At 62.9% G+C, this 26270-nt stretch carries 21 protein-coding genes; 6 read left to right on the top strand and 15 right to left on the bottom strand.

All coding sequences use genetic code 11. The features are described from left to right. Positions 1-56: 56 nt before the first annotated feature. The 6 genes from HNQ60_RS21775 to HNQ60_RS21750 all read left to right on the top strand — a co-directional run bounded on the left by HNQ60_RS21775 (position 57) and on the right by HNQ60_RS21750 (position 9164). Positions 57-2720 (top strand): serine/threonine-protein kinase, encoded by a 2664-nt coding sequence (locus HNQ60_RS21775; RefSeq protein ID WP_184334872.1) that lies wholly within the window; start codon positions 57-59, stop codon positions 2718-2720. Positions 2721-3077: 357 nt separating this feature from the next. After that, positions 3078-4346 carry a hypothetical protein gene (locus HNQ60_RS21770; protein WP_184334871.1) on the top strand — a complete coding sequence of 423 codons (1269 nt, stop codon included), beginning with the start codon at positions 3078-3080 and terminating at the stop codon, positions 4344-4346. A gap of 80 nt (positions 4347-4426) precedes the next feature. After that, the gene (locus HNQ60_RS21765) at positions 4427-4798 is read left to right on the top strand and encodes a UrcA family protein (RefSeq protein ID WP_184334870.1); all 372 of its coding nucleotides are present in this window, start codon (positions 4427-4429) and stop codon (positions 4796-4798) included. 30 nt (positions 4799-4828) lie between these two features. Next, positions 4829-6109 carry a vanadium-dependent haloperoxidase gene (locus HNQ60_RS21760; protein WP_184334869.1) on the top strand — a complete coding sequence of 427 codons (1281 nt, stop codon included), beginning with the start codon at positions 4829-4831 and terminating at the stop codon, positions 6107-6109. A gap of 203 nt (positions 6110-6312) precedes the next feature. Beyond that, positions 6313-7158, top strand: coding sequence for an OmpA family protein (locus HNQ60_RS21755; RefSeq protein WP_184334868.1), 846 nt, complete (start codon positions 6313-6315; stop codon positions 7156-7158). A gap of 584 nt (positions 7159-7742) precedes the next feature. Then, the gene (locus HNQ60_RS21750; protein WP_184334867.1) at positions 7743-9164 is read left to right on the top strand and encodes an MATE family efflux transporter; all 1422 of its coding nucleotides are present in this window, start codon (positions 7743-7745) and stop codon (positions 9162-9164) included. Between the two features lie 6 nt (positions 9165-9170). On the opposite strand, the gene HNQ60_RS21745 is transcribed toward HNQ60_RS21750, so the two are convergent. From HNQ60_RS21745 to HNQ60_RS21675, 15 genes are all read right to left on the bottom strand, one after another. After that, positions 9171-10922 carry a TonB family protein gene (locus HNQ60_RS21745; RefSeq protein ID WP_184334866.1) on the bottom strand — a complete coding sequence of 584 codons (1752 nt, stop codon included), beginning with the start codon at positions 10920-10922 and terminating at the stop codon, positions 9171-9173. A 542-nt stretch (positions 10923-11464) separates the two neighbouring features. Beyond that, complete coding sequence (locus HNQ60_RS21740; RefSeq protein WP_221304377.1) at positions 11465-12787, bottom strand: metal-dependent hydrolase family protein; 1323 nt, start codon at positions 12785-12787, stop codon at positions 11465-11467. 109 nt (positions 12788-12896) lie between these two features. After that, the gene (locus HNQ60_RS21735; protein WP_184334865.1) at positions 12897-13499 is read right to left on the bottom strand and encodes an acyl carrier protein phosphodiesterase; all 603 of its coding nucleotides are present in this window, start codon (positions 13497-13499) and stop codon (positions 12897-12899) included. 10 nt (positions 13500-13509) lie between these two features. Then, complete coding sequence (locus tag HNQ60_RS21730; protein ID WP_184334864.1) at positions 13510-14118, bottom strand: hypothetical protein; 609 nt, start codon at positions 14116-14118, stop codon at positions 13510-13512. Between the two features lie 138 nt (positions 14119-14256). Beyond that, positions 14257-14793 (bottom strand): hypothetical protein, encoded by a 537-nt coding sequence (locus tag HNQ60_RS21725; RefSeq protein ID WP_184334863.1) that lies wholly within the window; start codon positions 14791-14793, stop codon positions 14257-14259. A 62-nt stretch (positions 14794-14855) separates the two neighbouring features. Then, the gene (locus HNQ60_RS21720) at positions 14856-15581 is read right to left on the bottom strand and encodes a hypothetical protein (RefSeq protein ID WP_184334862.1); all 726 of its coding nucleotides are present in this window, start codon (positions 15579-15581) and stop codon (positions 14856-14858) included. A gap of 10 nt (positions 15582-15591) precedes the next feature. Continuing rightward, positions 15592-17283, bottom strand: coding sequence for an amidohydrolase (locus HNQ60_RS21715; protein WP_221304376.1), 1692 nt, complete (start codon positions 17281-17283; stop codon positions 15592-15594). Positions 17284-17379: 96 nt separating this feature from the next. Continuing rightward, entirely contained in the window at positions 17380-17853 is a 474-nt protein-coding gene (locus tag HNQ60_RS21710) for a DUF6644 family protein (RefSeq protein ID WP_184334861.1), read from the bottom strand. 9 nt (positions 17854-17862) lie between these two features. Further along, entirely contained in the window at positions 17863-18366 is a 504-nt protein-coding gene (locus HNQ60_RS21705; RefSeq protein ID WP_184334860.1) for a DUF6644 family protein, read from the bottom strand. Positions 18367-18381: 15 nt separating this feature from the next. Next, positions 18382-19329 carry a hypothetical protein gene (locus HNQ60_RS21700; protein WP_184334859.1) on the bottom strand — a complete coding sequence of 316 codons (948 nt, stop codon included), beginning with the start codon at positions 19327-19329 and terminating at the stop codon, positions 18382-18384. Between the two features lie 2 nt (positions 19330-19331). Then, positions 19332-20093 (bottom strand): hypothetical protein, encoded by a 762-nt coding sequence (locus HNQ60_RS21695; RefSeq protein ID WP_221304375.1) that lies wholly within the window; start codon positions 20091-20093, stop codon positions 19332-19334. Positions 20094-20096: 3 nt separating this feature from the next. Further along, complete coding sequence (locus tag HNQ60_RS21690) at positions 20097-20531, bottom strand: DUF6152 family protein (protein ID WP_221304374.1); 435 nt, start codon at positions 20529-20531, stop codon at positions 20097-20099. 38 nt (positions 20532-20569) lie between these two features. Further along, positions 20570-21712 (bottom strand): amidohydrolase family protein, encoded by a 1143-nt coding sequence (locus HNQ60_RS21685; RefSeq protein ID WP_184334858.1) that lies wholly within the window; start codon positions 21710-21712, stop codon positions 20570-20572. A gap of 7 nt (positions 21713-21719) precedes the next feature. Then, complete coding sequence (locus tag HNQ60_RS21680) at positions 21720-24290, bottom strand: TonB-dependent receptor plug domain-containing protein (RefSeq protein ID WP_184334857.1); 2571 nt, start codon at positions 24288-24290, stop codon at positions 21720-21722. A gap of 1033 nt (positions 24291-25323) precedes the next feature. Continuing rightward, a complete protein-coding gene (locus tag HNQ60_RS21675) occupies positions 25324-26265 on the bottom strand; it encodes an aldo/keto reductase (RefSeq protein WP_184334856.1) in 942 nt (313 codons plus the stop codon). Between the last annotated feature and the right edge of the window lie 5 nt (positions 26266-26270).

Genomic DNA, 26270 nt, shown 5'->3' with positions numbered 1-26270 from the left:
AGAAAATTTCTGCCGGGGCTGGCGGCTTTCCGGGGCGGTTTACGTTTCTCCGATAAATGACACGCAACCCACAACAACGATGGCGTGAAATCAGCCGCTACCTCGACGAGGCGCTCGATCTGCCGGAAAGCGAGCGCGCCGGATGGCTGGAGGATCTCGACCGGCGCGAGCCGACGATCGCCTCCGAGGTCCGCAACCTGCTCGCCGACCGGGACCGGCTCGGCGAACAGCCGCTTCTGAATGACGGACGCTCGGCGGCGATGCCACGACAGGGACTCGTCGGCCAGCATCTTGGAGCCTATGCGCTCGACTCCGTCATCGGGGCCGGCGGCATGGGCACCGTATGGCTGGCGCACCGGAACGACGGTCGCTACGAAGGACGAGCAGCGGTCAAACTCCTCAACGCCGCGCTGCTCGGCAAACCTGCCGAACTGCGCTTCGCCCGCGAAGGCTCGGTGCTCGCCAAGCTGCATCACATCAACATCGCGCAGCTGATCGACGCCGGCGTGGCACCGAGCGGCCAGCCCTACCTGATCCTGGAATACATCGAAGGCGATCGCATCGATCGCTACGTTCAGCAACGCGATCTCGACGTCGACGCGCGCGTAAGGCTGTTCCTCGACGTGCTCGCCGCGGTCGCGCATGCGCACTCGCACCTGATCGTTCATCGGGACATCAAGCCTTCCAACATCATGGTGACGCGCGACGGCGTCGTGAAGCTGCTCGATTTCGGCATTGCGACGCTCCTCGGGCCGGAAGATGCCGAGCTGACGCGCGAATTCGACGCTGCGCTCACGCCGGAATACGCCGCCCCGGAACAACTGCTGAAGCTGCCCGTGACGACGGCGACTGATGTCTACGCGCTCGGCCTCGTCCTTTTCGTGCTGCTGGCGGGCGAGCATCCGTTGAACCTTCGCGGCAAGGACTTCACCGAAGTCGCACGTGCCACGCTCGACGGTGAGATCCCGCGGCCTTCGCAACGCGCTTCCCATCCTGCGCTCGAACGCTCGCTGCGCGGCGACCTCGACAACATCGTGGCCAAGGCATTGAAGCGAGATCCTTCCGACCGCTATCAGACCGCCGAAGCGCTCGCCGAGGACTTGCGACGGTTCCTAACGTGTCAGCCGGTGTCGGCCCGCCCCGACTCGTTCTTCTATCGCGCTGGAAAGTTCACGCGTCGTCATCGCGGCGGCGTCCTGGCGGGCGCAATGATGGCGATCGTGCTCGCAGGCGCTACGATCATCACGACATTGCAGATGCTGGAAGCGCGCAAGCAGCGCGATGCTGCCGTGTACCAGTCGCAGCGAGCAGAATTCCAGGCGCGCTTCGCCTATCACATCATGTCGGAAGTCGGCGGCGACGGTCAGCCGGTCACGATCCGGCAGCTCATGGAAAAGGGCGTCGAGGTGCTCGAGAAGAGCTATCGCGACGATCCTCGCTTCGTCATCGGCATGCTGGTCAACATCTCCGGCCGTTACATGGATCTCGGCGACACCGACAATGAACACGCAGTTCTGGTGAAAGCGGAGAAGCTCGCGCGCGAGCTCGACGATCCGGAACGCATCGCGTTCGTTCAATGCAATACGGTCGAAACGGAGCTCGCTGCCGGCCGACCCGATGAGGCACGCGCGCGCATGCAGGATGGACTCGCGCAACTCGCCAAGCTTCCCAATCCGCCGTACCAACGCCAGACCGAGTGCGGCGCCGCGCAGGCTCGCTTGCTCTGGGCCGAAGGCGATTTGCCGGGAGCGATCGACGCAGCGAGCAGCATCGCCTTGATGCTGGAACAGCGCAACGAAACCGACGACCTGCTGTACCAGACGCTCTCTTCAATGCTCGACGTCATGCTGAGCCTGGAAGGACGTCGCAAGGAGGCGCGTGAGTGGAACCGCAAGCTGATCGAAACGCTCGAGCGCCTCGAAGGCGACACGACCATCTCGATGAGTACCGCGCATCACAACCAGGCGGGGCACCTCTTCGACGCAGGCGAAGTTCGCGCCGCCTTCGATGTCCAGCGCAAGCTGGTAGAGCGCATCGTCGAGCAGCAGGGCCTCGACACGCTCACTGCAGCCTATGCGCACAAGCTCGGTCTCTACCAGGTGCTCGTCGAAGAATCGGACGCGGGCTTCTCGTGGCTGGATCGTGCCGTCGACTCGGCCGCGGCCAACAGCGAGGTCCGTTCGCAGATCGGCGCACTCCTGAGTCGGGCCAGGGCATCGCTGGTGTTGCGTCGTCACGAGCGTGTCCTGGCCGATCTCGCAGCGGCGGAAAAGCTCGCGAAACAGAATCCCGGCGAGAATGCCGCGCCGCTTCGCTCCATGCGGCTCATCCACGCTGAGTTGCTCGAAGCCCAGGGCGATTTTCGCGGTTCCCTCGCGCAAGTCGATGCCATTCTCGCGGAGATCGGCTATCCGAAAGTCCGCGTCGCCAGCCAGCTGGCATCGATGCTGACCGTGAAGGCACGCGTCGAACTGGCACTCGGCCGCAACGACGCCGCGCTTGCCACTGCCCGCGATGCTGTTTCGATTGCACGCGACAATGCGCCGAAGCCGGACGAGAGCGCGCACGTTGGTTCAGCGCTCATGACGTTGGCACAAGTGCAGCGAGCCAGCGGCGATCACGAAACCGCGAGAGCGACTGCGGAGAGAGCGGCAGTGGCGTTTGGAGGTGGGATGGGGCCGCAACACTCGCTTACGCGGGGGGCGGAAGGATTCGAGTGAGAAGCTTGCTAGCCGCCTAGCCACCACTAGCGGGTAGCCGGAACCGCTCCTCCTGTGGGTCCCACTTCAGTGGGACGTCATCGCCACAGGCGATCCCCTCGTCATTCCCGCGAAAGCGGGAATCCATGCCTTGCTCCGATGGATTCCCGCTTTCGCGGGAATGACGGAGACGTCGCCTGCGGCGATGACGTCCGACTGAAGTCGGACCCACACCAAGACCCCGTCCTTCCCTGGCTACCTGCTGGCTGGCTGGCTGACTCTTCTATGCCCTTCAGGGCATACCCCTTCCTGGCGGCTTGTCCAAGCCGTTTCCGTTTCCCCTCCCGAGCACCAATTTTCTTGTCTTCGGGAGAGATCATGAACCTCGGCTTCGTTCGGCGTGCGAGCATCGCGACCGCCCTGTTCTGCGCTGCTTCGAGCGGCGTGTTGGCGGATGAAATCCCCAACAACTTTCCGTTCCTGAACTCGGCGGGCACCGCAGCCACGTACAGCACGAACGGCTCCGTCGATCTGGAGAACGCGTTCCATGCGCTGCAGGGTGCGAATGGTCGCACGTGCGAATCGTGTCACCTGCCGCAGGCGGGCTGGAGCGTTCGCCCCCTCGATGTCGAGCTCGCGTTCCTCTTCACCGGCGGCAAAGATCCGCTGTTCAACGTGCTCGATGCGAACAGCCCGACGGCGAATCCCGTCACACTGAAGGATCGGCTCGCTGCGTACAGCATGCTGCGCAAGGGTCTCTTCCGCCGCGGCGGCAACCTCCCCATCGATGCGGAGTTCGAGATCGTCGGCTTCGACGATCCGCTGCAGGCCGGCGCCAGCGCGACGCGCTTCGAATTCTTCCGTCGCCCGCTCGCCACGGCGAACTTCCACATCGCGAAGAATGTCGGCTGGCACGATCAGAACACGAACGGTTCCGGCGATGTGCATACCGGGCTCGTCACCCAGGCAACCGGCGCGCTGTCAGGCGCACTCGGCGGTCCGCCGCCGGCCCCTGGCGTCGCCGATGCGATCGCCGTGTACGAAGAGACGCTGCGCTTCGCACAGCAATCCATCTTCGGCCTCGGCTCGCTGGCAAGCTGCGGTGCGCAGGGCGGCCCGGAGAATCTTTCGCTGCAGCCGGCTGCGAATGGCCGCTTCAACCTCTATGACGCATGGATCGGTCTCACGCCCGGCTCGTGCACCACAGTGAGCGCGGATCGCAAGCGTGCACAAATCGCGCGCGGACAGGAAATCTTCAATCGCACCGACGCCAACGGCAAGACCTGCCGCGGCTGTCACAACGCGCAGAATAACGGCAGCAACGTGAACGGCACGCTGTTCGACGCAGGCGCATCGCGTGCGGAGTTCCGCATGAACGGCATGCCGCTTTACACGCTGCGCAACAAGGTCACGAACGATGTCCGCCAGACGACCGACCCTGGCCGTGCGGTACGCACGGGACGCTGGGCCGACGTCGACAAGTTCAAGACGCCGTCGCTGCGCGGCGTCGCCGCTCGCCCGCCGTACTTCCACAACGGCATCGCACCGACGCTGCACGACGTGGTGATCCACTACGAGACGGCGCTCGGATTCAAGTTCACGCCCCAGGAACGCGCTGATCTCGTCGCGTTCATGGAAGCGCTCTGATTCGCACGATTCGATCTACAAAAATCACCGCATCGACAGGTGCGGCTACCCAACCCATCGACACTACCGGAGTTATTGCAATGAAGACCCTGCCGATCGTTCTTGTCACCGTCCTCAGCAGCGCGCTGAGCCCCTCAACCAACGCTGCCGTGCAAGCTGAAACTCGCGCCGCGGAAGTGAACTACGCCGACCTCGACCTGACGAAAGAAGCCGGCGCCGAGCGCCTGTATCTGCGCATTCGTTCCGCCGCGCGCTCAGTGTGCGCAACGCCTGGCCTGCTGCAGATCATCAACGTCTCTCGCATCCGTCAGTGCGCCGAGAACGCGACGGCTCGTGCCATCGCACAGGTGAATTCGCCAGTGCTCACGCGCTACTACGAAGAGAAAGGCGGCTCGGCGTACCGCGATATGCCGTTCGCCATCGCCGACGAAAGTCACACGACGCGCATGTAATCCAACCCACTTTGTAACGAGGCAATGATCATGAAGACGATGAAGATGCACGCAAGCGTGCTCCTGAGCGGACTGCTCGCCTGCACGGGAACGGCGTTTGCCGATGCCGTGACGGACTGGAACGAAATCACGATGAATGCAGTGACGGCATCGCGCCCCGGCCCGACGGGCATGCTCGATGTCGCGCTGGTTCAGGTCGCCGTGCACGATGCCGTGCAGGCGATCGAGAAGCGCTACGAGCCCTACCACGTCGAGCTGAAGGGCGCGAACGGATCGCTGTCGGCAGCTGTTGCCGCGGCAGCGCACGGCGTGCTCGCAGGCATCTATCCCGATCCCGCGAAGGTCGCTGCACTCGATGCGACCTACTTCAACTATCTCGCCGAGAAGGGTCTCACGCAGGACCCGGGCCTCGCAGTGGGCGAAACAGTCGCAGCGCGGATTCTTCCGCTGCGCCGTGGCACCCCGGACCCGGTGCCGGCTCCGTTCGTCGGCAGCAACACGCCTGGCATGTGGCGTCCGACCGATTCGTACAACACGCCGGCCGCACCTGCGCCGTTCTCGCCGATGGTCGCTCCGTGGCTCGGCAAGACGGACCCGTTCACGCTGACCGGCCCGTCACGCTTCCGCGCTGCTCCTCCTCCCGCGATGACGAGCGAGCGCTATCGTCGTGACTTCGACGAGATCAAGGCGATCGGTTCGCTGACGAGCACGACCCGTACGGCGGCGCAGACGGATCTCGCGCACTTCTACAACGACAACTTCTTCACTCAGTGGAACCGCGTGCTGCGTGGAGTCGCCAATTGCTACATCACCAACGTCGGCGACAGTGCCCGCCTGCTGGCGCTCGCAAACATGGCGACCGCGGATGCGCTCATCACGGCGTGGGACAACAAGCTCACGTATCCGACCTGGCGTCCGGTCACGGCGATTCATGAGGCGGCGTCCGACGGCAATCCGAAGACCGAAGCCGACCTCAACTGGCGTCCGTTCCTGAACACCCCGAACTATCCGGAGTACGCATCGGGTGCGAACAACCTCGCAGCCGCCATGACCCGGACGATGGAGCTGTTCTTCGGCACCGATCGCATGACGTTCGACGTCACGACCCTCAACGTGAATGCCCAGCAGAAGACCCGCACGTATCACCGGTTCTCGGATGCGACGCGCGACATGGTCGAAGTCCGCGTGTACCAGGGCGTGCACTTCCGCTTCTCGGATACGCTCGGCCGCACTCAGGGTCGGGCAGTGGCCGACTGGACGTTCGATCGCTTCCTGCGACCGGTCGACCGTCACCACAACGCTGACATGTAATAGTCCAGTGAAGGGCTCGGGCCGGACCATGGCATGGCCCCCTCCGGCTCGGGCCCGATTTCATTCCTTCCTGAACTTCGCGACCTCAAAGGACGATTGCACCGTCCCGTCCGCCATGTAAGTCTTGCCCCGCCCGATCAACAAATGCGGCTCCCGCGCACAAGCAGAAGCGATCGCGGGTCCCGTGAAAGCAAGGGGTTCTCATGGACTGGATCATTCGCATCGTGTGGCTCGGCCTGTTCGTCACCGCCAGCGCGCTGGCAGGAGAGGATCTCGGCGGCGCGAAGGATCATCCGCTGCTGACGCGGTATCCGGATTCGTACATCACCGAGTACACGAAGAACTACGACGCGACGGAATTCAAAGTCGGTCCGAAAGCTTCGCCGAAGACGCAGACGATCGAAGGCGACACGACGACGCTGCGTTACTTCTACGAAAGTGTCGAGAAGCAACCGAGCGCCCTGCAGCTGATCCGCAACTATCAGAATGCGGTCAAGCAGATCGGCGGCACGGTCGTCTACGAACGACTGCCCGGCGAGAACGACGGCGGCGAAACCACGATGAAGGTCACGACCGGCGGCAAGGACGTCTGGATCAAAGTGACTCCCGATATCTTCGGCGCCCCCACGACGAGCTACCAGCTCATCATCACCGAAGTCGCCGCTATGGCGCAGGTGGTGACGGCGAACGAGTTGCTGCAGGAGCTGAACAAGAACGGCTTCATCGCGCTCTACATCAACTTCGATACCGGCAAGTCGGACCTCAAGCAGGACGGCACCGCGACGGTGAAGGAGATCGCCGCCATGATGAAGTCGAACCCAGGCCTCAAGCTCGCCGTCGAAGGCCACACGGACAACGTCGGCGACGCAGCTGCCAACAAGAAGCTTTCGGAAGCGCGCGCGAAGAGCGTAACGGCCGCGATCGTTGCGTCTGGAGTCGATGCGAGCCGACTGAGCGCTGCCGGATTTGGACAGGAAAGGCCGGTGGCCGACAACCGGACTGAAGAAGGGCGGGCGAAGAATCGGCGGGTGGAGCTGGTGAAGAAGTAGACGCACGTCGAAAGCGGGGATCCATCCGAAGGGCCAGCGAGACGGCCAGCCAGAGAGGTCGTCATGCTGTGGGTCCGGCTTTAGCCGGACGTCATCGCCGAAAGGCGATCCCCTCGTCATTCCCGCGCAGGCGGGAATCCATCCGGAACAAGGCATGGATTCCCGCTTTCGCGGGAATGACGGGAGCATCGCCTTTCGGCGATGACGTCCGACTGAAGTCGGACCCACAGCAAAAGAATCGCTCCATCCGCTTCTGGCTACCCGCTAGTCGCTAGCCGGCTAGCTGGCTTCTCAGATGGATTCCCGCTTTCGCGGGAATGACGGGAGCGTCGCCTTTCGGCGATGACGTCCGACTGAAGTCGGACCCACAGCAAGAGAATCGCTCCATCCGCTTCTGGCTAGCCGCTAGCCGGCTAGCTGGCTTCTCAGATGGATTCCCGCTTTCGCGGGAATGACGGAGACGTCGCCTGCGGCGATGACGTCCGACTGAAGTCGGACCCACAAACAAAGCCGCTCTCGTCTCTCTGGCTACCCGCCAATCGCCAGCCGGCCAGCAAGCGTTCTCCTGTACACTCGCGCGCTTCATGTCAGCGCCCTCCCCCTCTACATCTGCCGACGCCCATCCCGGCTTCTGGCGCATCGTCGCGCAGGCGCTGAAAGGCCAGCAGTACGACTACACGTCCGAGTCCTTGAACCGGGCGGTGCTGTTGCTGGCCGTGCCCATGGTCCTCGAAATGATCATGGAGTCGCTGTTCGCGATCGTGGATGTGTTCTGGGTTTCGCGGCTCGGTCGCGATGCCGTTGCGGTCGTTGGACTCACGGAGTCCGTCATGACGCTGATCTATGCCGTTGGTATCGGCATCTCGATCGCGGCAACGGCGATCGTCGCGCGTCGCATCGGCGAAAAAGATCCGGAACGTGCCGCGCAAGCCGCAGGGCAGATCGTACTCCTCGGTGTTGCCGTCGCCTCGGGCCTCGGCATCGTGCTCGGCTACTTCGCGCCCGACATCCTGCGACTGATGGGCGCGAGCGAAAACATCGTCACCATGGGCACCGACTTCGCGCGGATCATGCTTGGCTGCAACGCGACGGTCTTCCTGATCTTCCTGATCAACGCGGTGTTTCGCGGAGCCGGCGATGCGGTGCTTGCGATGCGCACGCTGTGGCTCGCGAATGCGCTGAACATCGTGCTCGGGCCTTTCTTCATTTTCGGCTGGGGACCGTTCCCCGAACTGGGCGTGACGGGTGCCGCAGTCGCAACCAACATCGGCCGCGGCGTCGGCGTGCTGTATCAGCTATGGCATCTCGCGGGACATCAAAGTCGCGTGCGCGTCCGGCTTCCTCATCTGCGCCCGCAGTTCGATGTACTCAAGGGAATTCTGACGACAGCCGGCAGCGGTATCGCGCAGCTCCTCATCAGCACGACGAGTTGGGTCGGGCTCTTCAAGATTCTCGCGACGTTCGGCAGTGCCGCTCTCGCCGGCTACACCATTGCGATGCGAATCGTGATCTTCGCGCTCATGCCCGCATGGGGTCTGGCGAATGCCGGCGCAACGCTCGTCGGGCAGAATCTCGGCGCACGCAAGCCCGAGCGTGCCGAAGCTGCTGTCGCCATCTCCATGCGCTACAACGTGATGTTCCTGGCGTTCGTTGGTGTCCTGTTCGTGGCGTTCTCAGGGCCGCTGGTCCGATTGTTCACGACGGATGCTGAAGTGATAGAACACGGAACGCGTGCGCTGTGGATCGTGAGCCTCGCGTTCCCGCTGTACGCAGCCGGCATGTGTTTCCAGGCTGCGTTCAACGGCGCCGGCGACACTTGGACGCCGACGCGGTTGAACTTCTTCTGCTTCTGGCTGGGCCAGATTCCCCTGGCGTGGGTACTCGCCGAAGTGCTGGGCTTCGGGCCGATGGGTGTCTTCATCGCGGTGCCGACCGCGTTCTCGGTGCTGGCACTCTGGAGTCTCGTGCTCTTCCGGCGCGGTCGCTGGAAACTCAAGCACCTCTGAGATCGATCACTCCTCGAGCTTGAAGTACAAGCGCACCCGCACCGGCTGCGCTGGCGTTCCCTCCGGGAGATGCCGCGACTCATAACGCCACTTGCGTACCGCTGCGAGCGCGGCGCGATCGAACCAGCGGCCGTTCTTGCCGTCTTCGATCTTTGCGCTGGCAACGTCACCGGCCGGAGTCACTGAGAGCGTGAGGTCGACCCATCCCTCGATACCGCGCATGCGCGCTTCGCTCGGATACTCCGGCTGAACCATCTTCGTCACTCGCGGTTCAGCGAGGGGCGCGGGAGCAGGCGCCGGGCCTTCGCCACTCTTCGCAACCGGCTCCTGGACAGCGGCAGCTGTGGCCGCCAGCGCCGTCCCTGCAGCGGCAATCTCGGCGCCCGCAACTTCGGCACTCTTCGCGACTGACGACGCGGGTGCCGGCGGGCCGAGTGCGAGAGGATCGCTGGGATCCATTGTGCGTGCCGTGGGTGCCTTCGTATTCGGCGCAACGCTTGCCGTCGCACCGGCTTTCGCGTCACCAGCCTTCACACTGCGCTTCGCCGGTTCGCTCGCGCGTGCTGCCTTCTCGACCGGCGGCAGGGCGACTTTCGCTTCTGGAGCCGGCGTTGCGCGTGCTTGCAGCATCGACAGCTGATTCGCCTGCTCCTTGCGAAGCTGCTCTTCGAGTACCGACAACTGCTTGTTCGTGGGATCGATGCGGCGAACACGCTCGAGCGCGATACCCGCTTCCGCGAGTCTGCCTTCGGCAATGCCCGTCTCGACACCAACGATCATCTGCTCAGCGATCTGGCTGATGCCCTGGCGCGCTGTCGCGTTCGACGGATCGAGCGCGAGTACCGTACCGTAGTGGTGAAGCGCGCTGGATTCCGCAGGCTCGGCGTAGTGACCTGCCGCGAACGCCTTTGCTGCTTCCGCGAGGTTCGTCGCGATCACTTGCCGGGGATCGATGTCGGGCATGCGCTGCTGCATCGTCCACCACACCGCGACACCAACGACGATCGCCGCGACCGCCGAAGTAATCCATGTCGTGTACGACTTCGGTGGCGACTGCGTGACTGCGGGCTCCGCCAGCACGACGGAAGGTGCGAGCGGCGGTTCGAACAGAACAGGCTGCAATGCGTACTGTGTGGGCTGCTCAGCAATAGATTGCTCCGACGCCGGCTGCTCTACGCGCGGCATCGGAATCACGTTCGCCGCGACTCTTACCGGATCGCTGACCGAAGGTGATTCCACCGGCGCTGGCGCAGCAACAGGCGAGGCTGTTGCCGAAGACGCCCGCCGCCGATGTCGCGACCGCAGCGACTGGTATTCGCTCGACGCAGACCTGAGAACGAGGCGAGCCAGCGCGGGCGTGACCGGTTTCAACATGAAACGCTCGACGACCGCCGACGAGAGCAATCCGATCAGCGCGTTGTCGTCACCGCGGCTGCCGACAGCGATCGTGATCGTTGCAGGATCATGCGCACGCATCTGCTTGCTCATGCGTACGAGGCTTTGCTGGCTCAATGCCTGGTCGGTGACCAGGATGCCGCACTGCCCCTGCGCACCGAGCTGCGAGGCCTCTTCCATCGTGGCGGCTGTGAAGACTTCATGCTGCGCCCCAGCAGCAGCGCGTATTGCTTCGCACAATTCGACGTCAGTCGACAGGACTGTGATCGGAATTCCCGGGCTGGCTGAAGGAGCGGGAGGCGGCTCTGCCCGCGACGTCTTCGGTTGATGACGCAACCTGGTGTCGAATTCGGCAGTATTCATGCGCGGCACTCCCGGCATTCCTTTGCCGTGCGGATCAGGAAGTGCGGAAAGCTAAGGGATTGCCTGGGGAATGGGCAGTGGCCGGAAGCACTAATCTGGAGAGAGCCAGACTAGCTATCGAGCCTGCTGGCCAGCTAGCCAGAGGGACGGAAGCGCTCCCCTTTTTGTGGGTCCCCCTTTTTGTGGGTCCCACTTTAGTGGGACGTAATCGCCGCAGGCGATCCCCTCGTCATACCCGCGAAGGCGGGTATCCATGCCTTGTTCCGGTTGGATTCCCGCTTTCGCGGGAATGACAGACATCGCCTGCGGCGATTGCTGTGGGTCCGACTTCAGTCGGACGTCATGCGAAGCATCCCCTCCCGTCACTCCCGCGAAAGCGGGAGTCCATCAGTCCGGCAATCCGGATGGATTCCCGCTTTCGCGGGAATGACGGGAAGCATCGCCCGCGGCGATTACGTCCGACTGAAGTCGGACCCACAATGGGAAGAGCCGTTTCCTCCCACTCTGGCTACCTGCTAGCTGGCTAGCCGGCTTCCTCCCTCTCACTCCTTGAACACCTGCCCGTCCTTCATCACAAAGCCGACGTTCTTCAGAATCGTGACATCCTTGAGCGGATCCCCCGCCACCGCGATGAGATCGGCACGCTTGCCCGGTTCGAGAGAACCGACTTCTTTCGACAAGCCCAGCAGATCCGCTGCGTTCACCGTCGCTGCTTTGATCGCTTCCGCGGCGGGCATGCCGTGCTTCACGAGCAATTCGAACTCATCGGCATTGCGGCCGTGCTTCGACACACCGGCATCCGTACCGAATGCGATCTTCACGCCGCGCGGATACGCCTTCTCGAGTGCCTTGCCAGTGATCGAGATGCGCCAGTCGATCTTCTCGCGCACTTCCGGAGGATAGGCATCCTCGTCCTTCGCGATGCGCTCGAGATATCCGTTCACGGTCGAGAGCGTCGGCACGTAGTACGCACCCGACTTCAGGAACAGCTTGATGCTTTCCTCGTCCAGCAGCGTGCCGTGCTCGATCGAATCGGCGCCAGCGCGCAACGCGATGTTGATGCCATCAGCGCCGTGGGCATGGACGGCGACTTTCTTGCCGTAGAGATGGGCCGTCTCGACGAGCGCTTTCGCTTCGTCGTCGAACATCTGTTTGCCGAGGCCCGCGCCGATGCGGCTGTTCACGCCGCCAGTCGTCATGATCTTGATCACATCGACACCGCGTCGGATCTGCATGCGCACCGCGCGACGGCATGCATCCGCGCCATCGCAGAGATTCTCTTGGTGCACGTGCTCCGCAATTTCTGGATTGAGACCCAGCGTCATGTCGCCGTGGCCTGAAGTTGCGGAGATACCGCTGCCGGAATCGATGATGCGCGGACCGGGCATCTTGCCCGCGGCGATCGCATCGCGCAGCGCGAGCGTGACGCCGTCTGCATTGCCGAGGTTGCGCACTGTGGTGAATCCCGCATCCAATGTCTTGCGGGCATTCACTGCCGCTTCGTACGCGTAGTACGCAGTGCTGTTCGTCAGCGCTTCGAGCAAGCCTTCCTGTCCCGCCTTGTCGCTGTCGAGGTGAACGTGCGAATCGATGAGTCCAGGGAGTACGAACTTGTCGCGCAGATCAATCACGGTCGCGCCCGGAAACTCCGCCGCGTTCGCGAAGCCGTCACGAACCGACTCCACTTTGCCGTTGCGAATGAGCACTGTCGATGCGCCGCGCGCGGGCTGGCCTGGCCGATCCAGCAACTGCCCCGCATGCACGAGAACCGTGGAATTCGATACCGGCTGCGCCGTGCCTACAGTCGAGGCAAGACCCAGACTGACGATCATCAGGGGACACAGCTTGAACATTCTCGAGGGCATGTTGCTTCCGCCAGGCTGTCAGGATGATCGGCGTAGGATAGCGGGCGGCGGGCGCGCTGCCGATCCCTGAAACCCTGAAGCGCCGGAAAGGTCGACGGTCACCTGCCTGCTAGTGCGGGTTCCGCGACCAATCCGCTACGCGGTTCTGCAGCTGCGGGAAAAACTCGAGGAAGTCGGTATCGAGCGCTGACTCGACCCGCAGCAGGGCCGGCACGCTGCGGTCCAGGGCGAACGGCTTCTTCCAGCGGCTGGCGAGATAGATAGAGATACGCCGCAGTGCATGCTCGACCCCATCGATCTGTCGGTACGAGCCCAGCAGATCGTGACGTACGATTCGTCCCAACGTCGCCTTCGCCGGCTCCGGCAGGTTGCCTTCCTCCTTCCCCTGCACTTGCGCGTAAAAGCGCTGCGTGAACTCGGGCAGCGACTCCGACGCGAAGCTGCTCCAGTGCTTCGCGAGCAGGTAGTCGTAGAAGACATCGATCAGTACTCCGCTGAACCGCCGATATTCCGGCGGCACCTGGCCGCGACTGCGGCGAACCAGCGGATGCGAGTCGGTGAAAGCGTCGATGATCTTGTGGCAGTCGGCGCCGCGACGAAAGTCCACGCTCATCGGCTCGCGCTCGGGACCGCGCACGAGATCGGCCAGCAGATTGCCGAGCTGGAACTGCACATTCGGCTCGGACAGGAATGTATGCGCGAGCCAGTTCATCGCACTCCCGTCAGCAACGATCGACGCGTTTCGGCTTGAAGACCTGCGAGTCCGCGATCCAGCACTCGTCGAAGATCGAGCAGTAGCACGCCTGCAGTCGCAGCCGGTCTCCGGAACGCACCTTGTTCACGAAGTCCCAGAACGGCGCGTTCTCGTCCGTGCGCTGCCAGCGCATCGACTGCAGCGAACCGCCGCCGCCGAGGAAGGTGGGCACATCGGATGTCGACTTGCGGCCGATCGCAATCGCGCCATCGACACTGCCCGATGAGATCGCTTCATCGTGCAGCGTTTTCATCATTGCGTCCCAATCCTCGATCGGTTTGTCGTCGAGCTTGCGAGTGAGCCATTCGACGCGAGCCGGTCCGACACCAGAGTTGCGCAGGTCGAAGCTCACGACCTGGCGAACGCTGCCGTCGCTTGCGTACTCACCGCTCGAGCTGGTGATCTGCAGGAAGGGCATGGAGTTCGCGGTGACCAGCCGTTCCATGGTCTTGCCATGATGAACCGCGAGCCCGAGCGAACAGAACGACACGAGCAGCGCGCATCCGGCGACCGACAGATCGACCCACCTGTGCCCGGTCTTGTGGGCTTCCGAAGACGTTTCCAGTTCCGGGTTCATTCCGAGCCTCGCGAGGATGACGCAGGGCCGGAATGTTAACAGTCGACGCTGTTTCCCGCTCGAATCGGCCCCTGCGCCGTCGAGGCCATTACCTCGGAGATCACGTCGATGTTGCGCGTCGCAGTGAGCGATCCAGAGTCAGTGAGCTGCGATCGGACCCGGTGCTTTGCGTTGAATCAACCAGGCGGCCCACGTTCCCACCGGTACGACGATCAAGCTGTTCCACAACGGCGCGAAGAGGAATGCGAGAGGTTCTGTCGAGCCTCGCGGCACAACGAATACGCCGTGATAGACCCACAGGTCCACGAGCAACGCGGCCGCCGCGCCTGCCGTTGCCGCACGTCTCGTCGGTTTTATGCACGAGATCGCCAGTGCCAGCGCGTACGGAAACATTGTCCATGCGAACCATGCGAACGACGGTCCTGATCCTTTCGCGAGGTTTTCGTAGAGGTGCAGCACGGCCCCCAAACCAACCACTCCACTGACATATCGATCCGGCGTAGTCAGCTCGCTTGCGCGGACGCCGGAAAGCAGGACAGCGACGCCGACTAGGGACATCAGCAATCCAATGCTGACCCCGTATAGGGAGCCTCGATCCAGCCACCCGCTTACACCCGCGATAGTAATGGCGACGCCGCAAGCGGCAATCGCCAGACCTGTCGTAGCGTTCTTCATACGAACCTCCTTGGCACGCTGAATCGCTCAATCTGGCAGCGCTGGCCTTTCGGCTTGCTCCCCTAAACGGCTTGCTCACCCAGCAGCCAGCGTCCCAAGCGTACCCAAGGTTGGCTCTCGATGGCGAGCAGTTCGACGGCATGAACGCCGACCATCGCCCCGCCCGCCCAGAGATAGATCGGATGTACTCGTCGGTATGCCATCCAGTCGTGCGCCACGGCAATCAGCAGCACGGAATCCGCGACCAATGAAAACGTCACGAAAGGATTCGGCACGAACGGCATGAAATGCCGGAATCTCAACCACGCGGGCGCAAGCGCAGAGATGGTGGCGAGGATCAACAATCGCTTGTGGCTCTCGGGATCGCGGCGAAACACGATGGCGGCGCCGACGAGCGTGCCGAATACGATCATCTCGATGAGAATGTTCACGAAGCCGCCGATGACCACGTCGCCACCCCCGGCGGCGAGATCGCGGCGCGTCGCGAAGAGGCCGACGAGGACACCAGAAACGACGATGGCGGCACACAGCGCCGCCCCGATCCAGCCCATGCGACGGTGCGTTCGCGGATTGCGCGATCGGATCAGCGAGACCTGAGTGATGAGGAGAATGAGCCAGCCGAAGAGCAGAGCGCCGTGCACGTGAACAACTGCCGGCGCCTCGAACGTTCCGCGCGCCAGCGGAAGAAAGAAGGTCGTCGAGAATCCCACGAGGGCGATGGCCAGAAACGCCAGCGCCATGTAGAGAAAGAATGGGCTGCGACGCCCGACGTCAACGGCTGCTGTCACGGCACGATCCTTACTGAGCGGCGTAAACCTGCTTGCCGCCTGCCACCGTCAGCTTCACTTTCGCATCGCGAATCTGCTCTGGTGGGATCGTGAAGATATCGCGATCGATCATCGCCAGGTCCGCGAGCTTGCCGGTCGCGATCACGCCTTTGGTCGACTCATCGAACGACGCATACGCCGCGGTCGCCGTGTAGGCACGCAAAGCTTCTTCGACTGTGAGCTTCTGCTGCGGAACCCAACCATCGGGATTGCGATCGTCGATCGTGCGACGAGTCACTGCGGCATAGATGCCCTCGAGCGGCGCAGGCGGAGCTACGAACCAGTCGCTGCCGAATGCGAGTTGCGCACGTGCATCGAGCAGGCTGCGGAACGCGTAAGTCGTGGCGATGCGCTCGCCGATGTACTTCTCCGCCCAGCGTCCGTCGTCGATCGCGTGATATGGCTGCATGCTCGGAATCACGCCGAGCTGCGCGAAGCGCGGAATATCCTGCTCCGCAAGATGCTGCGCATGCTCGACGCGGAAGCGGCGATCGCGAGCACCGTTCTCCTTCTGGACTCTCTCATATATATCCAGCAGAAGACCATTTGCCCGGTCACCGATCGCGTGCACCGTGACGTGCAGCCCGGCTTTGTCCGCGCCGGAAACCCAGGCGTAGAGATTCTCGGGCGTATTCACGAGCAGCCCGCTGTCTTTGGGAGCATCGTTGAAAGGCTTGTGGAACGCTGCCGTGTGCGACCCGAGCGATCCGTCGACGAAGCCCTTGAGCAAACCGATATGCAACCAGTCGTCGCCCCGCCCGTCAGTGCCGCCATGAGTCTTCGCAGCGACCGCGTCGCGCAGCCTTTCCCAGTCCGCAAGCGGGACAGCGGCATAAATTCTCGTCGTCAGCGAATTCGCCTTTGCGCCGCGAGCGAAAGTATCGAGATCCGACCACGATCCCATATTGTGAACGGTCGTCACGCCGCGCTCGTTCACGTACTTCATCGCTGCTTGTAGTGCGCGGTCCTGCATTTCAGCGGACGGCGCTGGCACGACCTTGTCGATGAGACCCATGGCATTGTCTTTGAAGACGCCTGCGGGCTCGCCCCGCTTGGTACGAACTATTTCGCCGCCGGGCACTTCAGAGGTCTTGGCCGTGATTCCGGCTGCCGTCATTGCCGCGGTGTTCGCGAGCGCCATGTGGCCGTCGAGGCGATTCACCCACACTGGATGCTTCGGCGTCACGGCATCGATCCAGTCTTTCCCGGGCAGCTCTCCGCCCCACAGTGTGTGGTCCCAATCGCCGCCCGTGATCCAGGTACCCTCGGGAACGGTGGCCGCGAACTGCTTGATCCGCCCGACGAACTCTTCGCGTGTCTTCGCATCCCGAAGCTGCACCGATGCCAGCCGGAAGCCGCCGTCGAGAAAGTGAACATGCGTATCGATGAACCCCGGCACGACCAGCTGGCCGGCGGCATCAATTACAGGCGCAGTGCCCGCGACCGCTTTGACTTCGTCGTTCGACCCTACGAGGGAAATCGTCGACCCGTCGATTGCAAGGGCCTCTGCCCACGGCCGCGACGAATCACCCGTCCAAATGCGCGCGTTCAAGAGCACGAGGGACGGTGCCTTGACGGTCGGCTCAGGGGGTGGCGACTTCGAGCAGCCCGAGAGCAGCATTGCCACCATTGCAGTGGCCGCCAGCGTTCTTGTTAGATTCATGGGCATCCACCTTGAGAGGGATGCCGGGCATGGTACAGCAGACGCGCCATTCCCGCGTACGCGGGGCCCGTCTGGCTAGTGCTAGCTAGCCGGCTCTCACACGAATCCGATCATCCGCCCGGTCAACGCAACCGTCGTCCAGCAGAACACGGACGCGGCGACGCTGACCCGGGCGAAAGTGAGGCTCGCGGTCGGACTGCGTGCAACCTTCTGGAACAGGAAGAACTGCACGGCCAGTGCGATGACGAGCATCAGCATCTTCAGGCCGAATGCCCAGTTGTAGTAGTAGAGCTTCGGTGTCGCGATGAACATCAACGTGCCGCTGAACGCGGTGAAACCCAGTCCCCACCACATCAGTCGCGCCGTCTGCCGGATCACATCCTCGATCGGCTGATCCGCCAGCGCCCAGCGGAGCAATCGCAGGCTGATCAGCACGAGCGACGCCAGAAACAGCACCAGCCCCATCACATGAACGATCTGCAGCCCGGCACCCACCATGTGGTCCGTCTTGCTGATCGCATGCGCGATCGGACTATCCTGGATCGCGGTCAGAATGTCATGCACGGCCATGATGCTTCCTCAGGACCACGTCGGGAGATACGGAATGAGCCGGCCGCAAACGATGGTGAGCGTCCAGAGCGTGAACGACGCCGCGCCCGCATACCCAAACGCTCGCGGCAGCTTGGTGTGGTCCTGAGGACCCTGTTCGCGTCGCGCGATCACCAACTCGAAATACAGAGCGTTGAGGCCGGCAAGCGCGATGAACAGCAGCTTGAACGCGAACGCCGGGCTCTCCAGCATTCGCGCGGCCGATGACCAGAACAGCAATCCGCCCGAGATGAAGATCGCCGCGAACCCGCCAAGCACGTAGGGACGCAGGTGCTTCAGGATATTCTCGACGGGAACCCGCGTGAGGATCAGCCCCATCAGCCGCAGATCCGTCAGGAAGATGAGTCCGACCGACACCGAAAGACCGATGAGGTGAATGCCTTCGATGATCGGATAGGCGAAGCGGGATTCGGCGATCACGACGCCGAGCGCCGAAGACTCGATCTGCTCGGCTATGGAAAGTAGTGCTGACATTTGAATTCCAGGATCCTATTTGCTCAACACCGCTACGTTCCCAAACGGCCCATTGTTCTCCACGCAGATCCGCTCGTAACGCTCGGTAAGCGGCCTCCCATCTGTCGTGTTCGCCAGCGCAGTCTCAAAGTGCCAGCCATCCGGCGTGTCCTTCTCGCTGTAACGCCGCGCGGGAATCGTGGTCGTCCACGGGCGCGTGAAGACCGCCGGATCCGTGATCGTCGCGACGTAGTTGTAGCGCTGACCGTTGTTGTCGAAGACGTAGCGTTCTTCGATGCGTGCGTTCTCGCTGAAGAACTCGCCGGTGCGCGCGAGTCTCGCCTTCGCGTTGTTGTTGGTCACATCGACGATGAGCGTGTTGCCCTCCCATCGTCCGCGCGAATCTGCATTCCAGAGCTTGATGCCGTCCGGCAGGTGCGGCTTGCCATCGAGGTGAATGATGCGCGTGCCGGAGTTGAACAGGATCAGCACGTAATTCGGGTACTGCCGGATCTCGTAGCCATGCCATGTGAACGACTTCGGCACACCGGCGGGTGCGCATCGCGCCAGCGGCTCGATGTACTGCTCCTTTACCGGATTGTGGAAATACTCGAGGAACTCCTGCTGCTGCGTGCGAGCCCACGGCTGGAACGGCAGCTCGCCATCGGGCGGATCGCTGACGCGACTCGGTGCACGCTGGTCGCGTGGTCCCAGCGGACGAGCCCGCGGCGAGGGATCACCTGGAATGCCGCCCTGGGGGTCGGTCCAGTTGTTGTGATTGGCAATGGTGTTGGACCAGTGCCCCTGCACGTCGGGCTGTCCGTCGGGTAGCCTGGGTCCGGTCCAGCGACCGGATGCAATCGGGACGATCTTCGTCTCTCGTTGAATACCGGCGCCGCCCACAGCGGGTGCGGATTGCTGCGCGTAAGCGAGAGGCGTCGAGATGAGCGCCAGGAGCGCGAATGATCTGAGCATGGTGGTCATGACTACTCTCCCTTCGGCACCGGGTAGTACTTGTCGTACCCGAGCGTGAAGCAGTAGTTCTCGATGAGCTGGAAGTTCTTTTCACGATGACGATGCAGGATCACGCCCAGCGTCCAGGGGCGGCTGAACACCTTCGGATCTTCGATCGTCGCCTGGTAGTCGATCGTGTTCTCGTCCAGGAATTTCCAGCGCTCCACGACATGCAGCTGCGTGCTGTGGAAATTGCCCGAGCGGTCGAGCCAGGTTTCCTCGGTGAAATCCCGCACATCGACGACTAGCGTGTCGCCTTCCCAGTGCCCGCGCGAGTCGCCGAGCCAGAACTCGTTGTCCGTCACCTGCGGATGGAGCGTGCCGTTCGTGTGGATCGTGCGAACGGACTGGCCGAACTGGAACACGACAGTCAGATCGCGATCGCGCTGGAAAATCTGGAACGGCTCCGGGTAATAGATGCCGCGAGGCGTTCCCAGCGTCCAGCACTTCAGGCGTGGATCGAGCTCGCCTCGTGCCGCGAAGTTCTTCTTTCGTTGCTCGAGTGCCTCGGGCAGATAGGGGATGACGTTTCCCGCTACGACGCCGGCGCCCGGCGGCGCATCCGCGCGGCCGGAATGCGGCTCGAGGTCGTACTCGGCAGCACTCGTCGTTTGCCAGATGCCAGAGAAATCAGGCTTGCCGTTCGCGAGTCGCGGAATCTTCGGACCCGCGGCTTGTGCGAACGCCATGGGCAGCGACACAGCGAGTGCCGCCAGAAATTGAATCGCTCTCATGAATCAGTCCACTCGCGCCGAACGTGCGACGGGCGCGTCCTGCGCACCGCCCGTCTGGAACGAACGACCATCAGCGAGCGTCACGACGACTGAATAGCCATAGGGCCCGCCGTTCTTCGCCCGATACCCCTTGATGTGCACTTGCGTACCTGGAACCACGTCCGCCTTGGTGAGCCCGATGCGAGCGAGCTGATTGGGCGCGCCGAACTCGACACCCCAGTTGGTCGTCTTGCCGTCCGTGCCCTGCACATCGAAGTAGAGCCAGCTGTGCGGATTCACCCACTTGATCTTCGTGACCGTGCCCTTGAGATCGAGCGGCTGATCGGCGTCGAACTCCGCGGCGAAGGCGTGGTGCGCCTGGGTAGAGGGTGCTGCAAGAAATGTCGCAGCCGTCAGCAACGCCCACAGCGCGCGCGAATACGATCTCGGTTCGGACATGGCAATACCTGTCGCTTCAGAAGAATGAATCGGATTCATCACCCTCGCCCCTTCGCTGCAAGCAACGCGCGACTGTTCTCGATGAAGATCAACCGACGTTCGGCTTCGCTCAGAACCCGTTCGAGAGTTTCGACCGCGGGGCCGACATCGCCGCGCTGGCCCCCGCCCACGCCGTAGTCGGTACCGAAGAGGATGCGGTCGGCGCCGAGCTTGCGAACGGCGATCGAGACCCACTCGGCGTTTCGAACCGAATAGGGACCCGTATCCAGGTAGACGCGTCGCAATCGTGCGAGCGGATCTTTGACGCCGTTGGCCCTGGCCGCCGGGATGATCGTGTCGAACAGCTGCGGCAGGAAGCCCGCGAGCATGATGATTTCGACGCTCACATCCGGGTAGGGATCGAGAAAGTCAGTCAGACCGAGCGTGATGCCGCCTGCTGCCAGGTGACTATTGTTGATGAGATTCCAGCGCGCGTAGCCGGTGTCCGGGGGCACGATCAGCGGCGGCTGTCCCGGCACACGATCACTGGCCGGCCCGCGATGCACGAAGAAATGACTGCCATGCTTCTGAGCGGTCGCGAAGAGTGGTGCAAGTGTCCGAGCGCCCTCGAGCGTTGCGAACGCGTTCAGCGGTAGTGAACCGCCGATGAAACCCAGTTCGCGATGCGCACGCGTGAGCTCTTCCGCTGCCCACTTCGGATCAGCGGACGGCAAAGCAGCCACCGCAAGGAATCGATCCGGATGCTGCTGCACGACGCCGGCCAGTTCATCGTTGAACGCACGATAGAGCGGCCGCAGTTCCTCCACCGTCAAGCTCGCATCGAATCCCAGTGCGACAGTGTGCGTCAGCAGCTGCCGCCGGATGCCGTACCGATCCAGATTCGCGATTCGCGTGCCGATATCGGAGACCGCGAATTCACTTGGCTCCCCGGCCGCGGCGGACACAGTCGTCACGTTCTGGAGCTTCGTCGTTCCGTCGGCAGCCTTGAGCAGCTGCGGTGGCTGCTTGCGCGCCGCGAGGAAGTTCAGCTCCGTCCGCGAGACATAGTGACTGTGCCAGTCGACCAGTACGCGCGGAGCCGCCACATCCGCGTCGCCGCTCGCTAGAGGAGAACGCAGCAGCGCCGGGATCGCCGCCGAGGCGGCGAGTGCACTGCTGATGAATTGTCGTCGTGTCGTCATGATCGCATCAGAAGCTGTAGGTGAAGCTTCCCTGCACGAAGCGACCCGACGCACCGTTCGGCGCGATGAACGAGTACGGGTTGATGCCGCTCGCACGATTGCCGTTCACATATTTGTCCGGATAGTCATTGAGCACGTTCTGGACGAGCACATCGACACGCCAGGCACCCTGGCTCTGATACGAGACGCCGAGATCGAGATACGTCTCCGGAGAGAAGATCTGGTCGACGTTGCCGTTGGCGGCGGCCACGCCCGCGACATCTCCCACGTTGTAGCGGTACTCGTCGTAGCGCGTGACCGTCGCATCCGCTGCCCACGCACCGATCGTGTAGCGACCGTTCAGGATCACCTTGTTGCTGGGTGTTCCCGTCTCCGCATCGCGGATCTTCGCGTTTCGGATCGCGATGAGTGGTGCCCCGCCGATGGTCACTTCGCGGTTGACATCGCTGACCTCGGTGTCGAGCCAGCTCGCGGCGGCCGTCAGATCGAGCGTGCTGTTCGCGAAATCGAACTGCTTGCGTGCCACAAGGTCGACGCCGTCGGTCTTCGCATCCCATGCGTTCCAGTAGTACGAAGCCTGCGTATAGCCATTGAGACCGGCTGCGTTGAATGCCGCCGTCACGGTAGGCCCTTGCAGGGTCTCCGTCACCTGGATCACATCGTCGATCTGCAGCCGATAGGCATCGATGGTGATGGAGCTGCTGCTGTCGGGACGAATGACGAAGCCGACTGAGTACGTCGTCGACTCCTCGGGCTCGAGAGGCTTCGCACCGAACGCAGCAGCCGTCGGATCGGCCGTGCGGAAAACGCGCGTTCGACCCGGGGCAAACACACCTGTGCCGCTGTTGCTCCAGTTGCTGGTGTAGCCGCTCGACTGATTGCCGAGCTGTGCGAGACTCGGTGCATGGAATCCAGTGCTGACCGTGCCGCGCAGCGCCAGCGCGGGAATGAACTCGTAGCGCGCGGTCAATCGATAGTTGCTGGTATCGCCGAAGTCGGAATAGTCCTCGTATCTGGCCGTCAGACCCACGTCGAACTTGTCCGTCACAGCTGCATCGAAGCCGACGTAGCCACCCTTCACGTTGCGCGTGATGGAGCCGGCGTCCTCGGCGCGAATGCCCGCCGTCGACGAGCCGGTCGCTGGGATGCGCGAGGTGTCTGCGAAGTTCACGCCAGGGAATTGCGAAACGTACTGGTTATAGATTCCACCTGGACCATAAAGCTGGGCGACGGTGAGACCGGCGAGCGGTCCGCCGTTGTAGCCGCGCGGATCGCCGAGATCTTCGGTGCCCCAATACTCATGGCGAAACAGTGCACCCGCGGACGCGACAAGCGACTCGACCCAGCCGACCGGGAGCTCCTTGCGGTAGTCGCTGGTCACTGAAGTCGTGCGGCTCTGCCACGAACCGAGATAGAAATCGGTCGGGCTGTCCGGACCCAGGCTCGGATTGATCGTGCTGTACGTGTGGCGGCCTGTTTCGTTCTGGCCGAACGACACGGCGGTATCGAGTTCGCCGAACGATTCGTTGCTGAAGCGCAGACCAGCGACGGCGGCGATGTCCTCCGCCGTGTATGTCATGTAGGGCTGGTAGATGTCCGGATAGACCCCGAGCACAGCCGTTTCGGAGATTCGTGTTCCATCGGTGCCCGTCGGGTTGCTCGTGACCGCCTTCACGATGCGCTCCGGGTTCACGTAGTTCAGGCCTTCCTTGTGGGCGTAGTTCGCCCAGCCGTACGCGCTGACGCTGTCGGAGAACTCATAGCCGGCATTGACGAGTGCGCTGAAATGTTCGCGCGCCTGCTGGCCCCACTGGCCGTACTTCTTGTCGAACGTCTCGTTGCGCGGATCGCCATTCGGGAAGAGCTGGCGCCAGTCTTCCTCGCTGCGATCGACGTTGTCGTTCTTCAGGAAGTCCGCACTGAGCGTCACGAACCCGTTGTCGCCGATCGACAGGCCCGTCCAGCCGTTCACCGAGCGCGTGAATCCGCCGCCGTCGGTGTACTCACCCACGTTTGCGGTCACGTCACCACCGCTACTGTTGTCCTTGAGCACGATGTTCACGACACCGGCGATCGCATCGGAGCCGTACTGAGCCGCAGCGCCATCGCGCAGCACTTCGACACGCTGCACGGCGCTGACGGGCAGCACATTCAGATCAACCACCTGAGCCGCCGGCCAGGGATCCGTGCCGGAGAGCTGTGCGGAAACGTTGCGACGCTTGCCGTTCACGAGGATCAATGTGTATGCGGGACCAACGCCGCGAAGCGATGCTGCACGCACGCCCTGCCCCTTCACCGCGTTCTGCCCCTGAGGGAAGTTGAACGACGGATGCAGTTTGGAGAGCGCCTGGTTGATCGTTACCGCACCGGTCTCGCGAAGCTGTTCCGGCGTGATCACGTCGACCGGCGCCGTGCTGGTCAGCGCCGTCGTGTCCTGACGCGCAGTGCCAAGTACCACGACGGTATCGAGCACTCCTTCGCCGGCAGCACCCGCCACAGCGGTGTTCACATCCTGTGCGTAGATGGTAGGAGCCGCGGCGCCAAGCAGCGCGGCCAATGCAGTCGAGTAAGAGCGCATGATGATTCCCGTTCGAAGCCGCTGCTGTAAGCGCGATCGCGACGCTCCGCAGCTTGATTTGCCAGACGACGAACATGCATCCGTCGTGCGATGGCGAGGGAATCTAGGGACGCGCGACTACGGCAACAAATGCCGTGTCGTTATCTGCCTCGCGCGGGAAGTGAATGTGATCGGATTGTCACTGCGGCAAGACCACAAACGCGCAGCTGCAGACCTGCGCGGCGGAGATTGTGACCGCGGCATAACTGACGCCTACGCCACGTCTGCGCGCGAAGCCGGTGCCATTTTGGTCACAAGGAAGAATTTGCGCAGAACGCCGCTGCGAAACGCTCTTGCTGTGGGTCCGACTTCAGTCGGACGTCATGCGAAGCATCCCCTTCCGTCACTCCCGCGAACGCGGGAGTCCATCCGAGTCCGGCAATCAGATGGATTCCCGCGTCCGCGGGCATGACGAAGCGCATCGCGATGCGCGGATCGCCACTGGCGATGACGTCCGGCTGAAGCCGGACCCACAACCGGACACGAGAACGATCACCGACGACAGTGGCGACAGCCGAACAATCACCTGCGATCGCGACGACAGTCTTGCTGTGGGTCCGACTTCAGTCGGACGTCATGCGAAGCATCCGTTCCGTCACTCCCGCGAACGCGGGAGTCCATCCGAGTCCGGCAATCAGATGGATTCCCGCGTCCGCGGGAATGACGAAGCGCATCGCGATGCGCGGATCGCCACTGACGATGACGTCCGGCTGAAGCCGGACCCACAACCGGACACGAGAACGATCACCGACGACAGTGGCGACAGCCGAACAATCACCTGCGATCGCGACGACAGTCTTGCTGTGGGTCCGACTTCAGTCGGACGTCATGCGAAGCATCCCCTTCCGTCACTCCCGCGAACGCGGGAGTCCATCCGAGTCCGGCAATCAGATGGATTCCCGCGTCCGCGGGCATGACGAACCGCATCGCGATGCGCGGATCGCCTCCGGCGATGACGTCCGGCTGAAGCCGGACCCACAACCGGGCATGAGTCTCAGACCGTTGCCCAGTACTCCTCGAGCTTCTTCCTCTGCGCCGCCGTCGGCAGATGGCCCCGACCCGCAAGCTGGTTGTCCCGAAGATGCGTGAGCTTCGTCGTCCCCGGAATCACTGCAGTCACCGCCGGATGGGAGATGTCGTACTTGAGCAGCAATTGCGCCCAGCTCGTGGCCTCGAACTCCGCCGCGAAATCCGGGAGCTTCTTGTCCGCCAGCTTCCGCAGCAGATTGCCGTCGCGACGACCGCCGAGCGGCATGTTCACGAGCACCGCAACGCCCTTGTCCTGCGCGAGCGGCAGGATCTCATCGCCCGCACCCCGGTTGTCGATCGAATAGTCGACCTGGATGAAGTCGAGCGGCAGCGTCTTCAGCGCATTGATGATCTGCGGATACTGATCGTCGGTGGACGTCGTGACACCGATGTAGCGCACCTTGCCTGCCTGCTTCCACTCCTGCAGCTTCGGGAACAGCACGTCGATGCCATGGAAGTTGTGGATCTGCAGCAGATCGAGCTTCTTCACCTGCAGTCGCGCGAACGCGTCTTCCAGCTCGCCGTCGCCGGGCCTGAGGTCGCCGCGGATCGGTGTCTTCGTCGCGATGAAGAGCTGATCACGATTCCCAAGCTCCGCGACCAGTTTGCCGATGACGACTTCCGACTCGCCGTAGCCACGCGCCGTGTCGACGACTTTCGCTCCGAGCTTCGGAAAGTGCTCGAGCACCTCTCGACGCGCCGCCAAGTCTTCCGGAGACGTCACGCTGTAGGCATTGGTGCCGAGGCCGATGGCCGGCAGCTTCTCACCACTCTTCGGAATGGCTTTGGTAATGAGAGGACTGTCGGCCGCGAATGCCACGTCACTCAACGCAGCACCGATGCCCGCGACAAGCGCGCCTTTGATGACTGTGCGGCGCGATACATTCGAACGCAGTTTCGATTCCATCATCG

Origin of the sequence: Povalibacter uvarum (assembly GCF_014202975.1) — a bacterium.
GTDB classification, from domain to species: Bacteria; Pseudomonadota; Gammaproteobacteria; order Steroidobacterales; family Steroidobacteraceae; genus Steroidobacter; species Steroidobacter uvarum.
Note: the sequence above shows the minus strand (reverse complement) of the source record. Positions and strands in the feature narration are given on the sequence as shown.

Excerpts from the sequence above, each read along its gene's own strand:
- HNQ60_RS21675 (WP_184334856.1), bottom strand. The coding sequence starts at position 26,265 with ATGGAATCGAAACTGCGTTCGAATGTATCGCGCCGCACAGTCATCAAA.
- HNQ60_RS21700 (WP_184334859.1), bottom strand. The coding sequence starts at position 19,329 with ATGACCACCATGCTCAGATCATTCGCGCTCCTGGCGCTCATCTCGACG.
- HNQ60_RS21765 (WP_184334870.1), top strand. The coding sequence starts at position 4,427 with ATGAAGACCCTGCCGATCGTTCTTGTCACCGTCCTCAGCAGCGCGCTG.
- HNQ60_RS21760 (WP_184334869.1), top strand. The coding sequence starts at position 4,829 with ATGAAGACGATGAAGATGCACGCAAGCGTGCTCCTGAGCGGACTGCTC.
- HNQ60_RS21680 (WP_184334857.1), bottom strand. The coding sequence starts at position 24,290 with ATGCGCTCTTACTCGACTGCATTGGCCGCGCTGCTTGGCGCCGCGGCT.
- HNQ60_RS21755 (WP_184334868.1), top strand. The coding sequence starts at position 6,313 with ATGGACTGGATCATTCGCATCGTGTGGCTCGGCCTGTTCGTCACCGCC.
- HNQ60_RS21685 (WP_184334858.1), bottom strand. The coding sequence starts at position 21,712 with ATGACGACACGACGACAATTCATCAGCAGTGCACTCGCCGCCTCGGCG.
- HNQ60_RS21770 (WP_184334871.1), top strand. The coding sequence starts at position 3,078 with ATGAACCTCGGCTTCGTTCGGCGTGCGAGCATCGCGACCGCCCTGTTC.
- HNQ60_RS21690 (WP_221304374.1), bottom strand. The coding sequence starts at position 20,531 with ATGTCCGAACCGAGATCGTATTCGCGCGCGCTGTGGGCGTTGCTGACG.
- HNQ60_RS21715 (WP_221304376.1), bottom strand. The coding sequence starts at position 17,283 with ATGAATCTAACAAGAACGCTGGCGGCCACTGCAATGGTGGCAATGCTG.
- HNQ60_RS21710 (WP_184334861.1), bottom strand. The coding sequence starts at position 17,853 with ATGGCCGTGCATGACATTCTGACCGCGATCCAGGATAGTCCGATCGCG.
- HNQ60_RS21705 (WP_184334860.1), bottom strand. The coding sequence starts at position 18,366 with ATGTCAGCACTACTTTCCATAGCCGAGCAGATCGAGTCTTCGGCGCTC.
- HNQ60_RS21730 (WP_184334864.1), bottom strand. The coding sequence starts at position 14,118 with ATGAACCCGGAACTGGAAACGTCTTCGGAAGCCCACAAGACCGGGCAC.
- HNQ60_RS21775 (WP_184334872.1), top strand. The coding sequence starts at position 57 with ATGACACGCAACCCACAACAACGATGGCGTGAAATCAGCCGCTACCTC.
- HNQ60_RS21735 (WP_184334865.1), bottom strand. The coding sequence starts at position 13,499 with ATGAACTGGCTCGCGCATACATTCCTGTCCGAGCCGAATGTGCAGTTC.
- HNQ60_RS21695 (WP_221304375.1), bottom strand. The coding sequence starts at position 20,093 with ATGAGAGCGATTCAATTTCTGGCGGCACTCGCTGTGTCGCTGCCCATG.
- HNQ60_RS21740 (WP_221304377.1), bottom strand. The coding sequence starts at position 12,787 with ATGCCCTCGAGAATGTTCAAGCTGTGTCCCCTGATGATCGTCAGTCTG.
- HNQ60_RS21750 (WP_184334867.1), top strand. The coding sequence starts at position 7,743 with ATGTCAGCGCCCTCCCCCTCTACATCTGCCGACGCCCATCCCGGCTTC.
- HNQ60_RS21725 (WP_184334863.1), bottom strand. The coding sequence starts at position 14,793 with ATGAAGAACGCTACGACAGGTCTGGCGATTGCCGCTTGCGGCGTCGCC.
- HNQ60_RS21745 (WP_184334866.1), bottom strand. The coding sequence starts at position 10,922 with ATGAATACTGCCGAATTCGACACCAGGTTGCGTCATCAACCGAAGACG.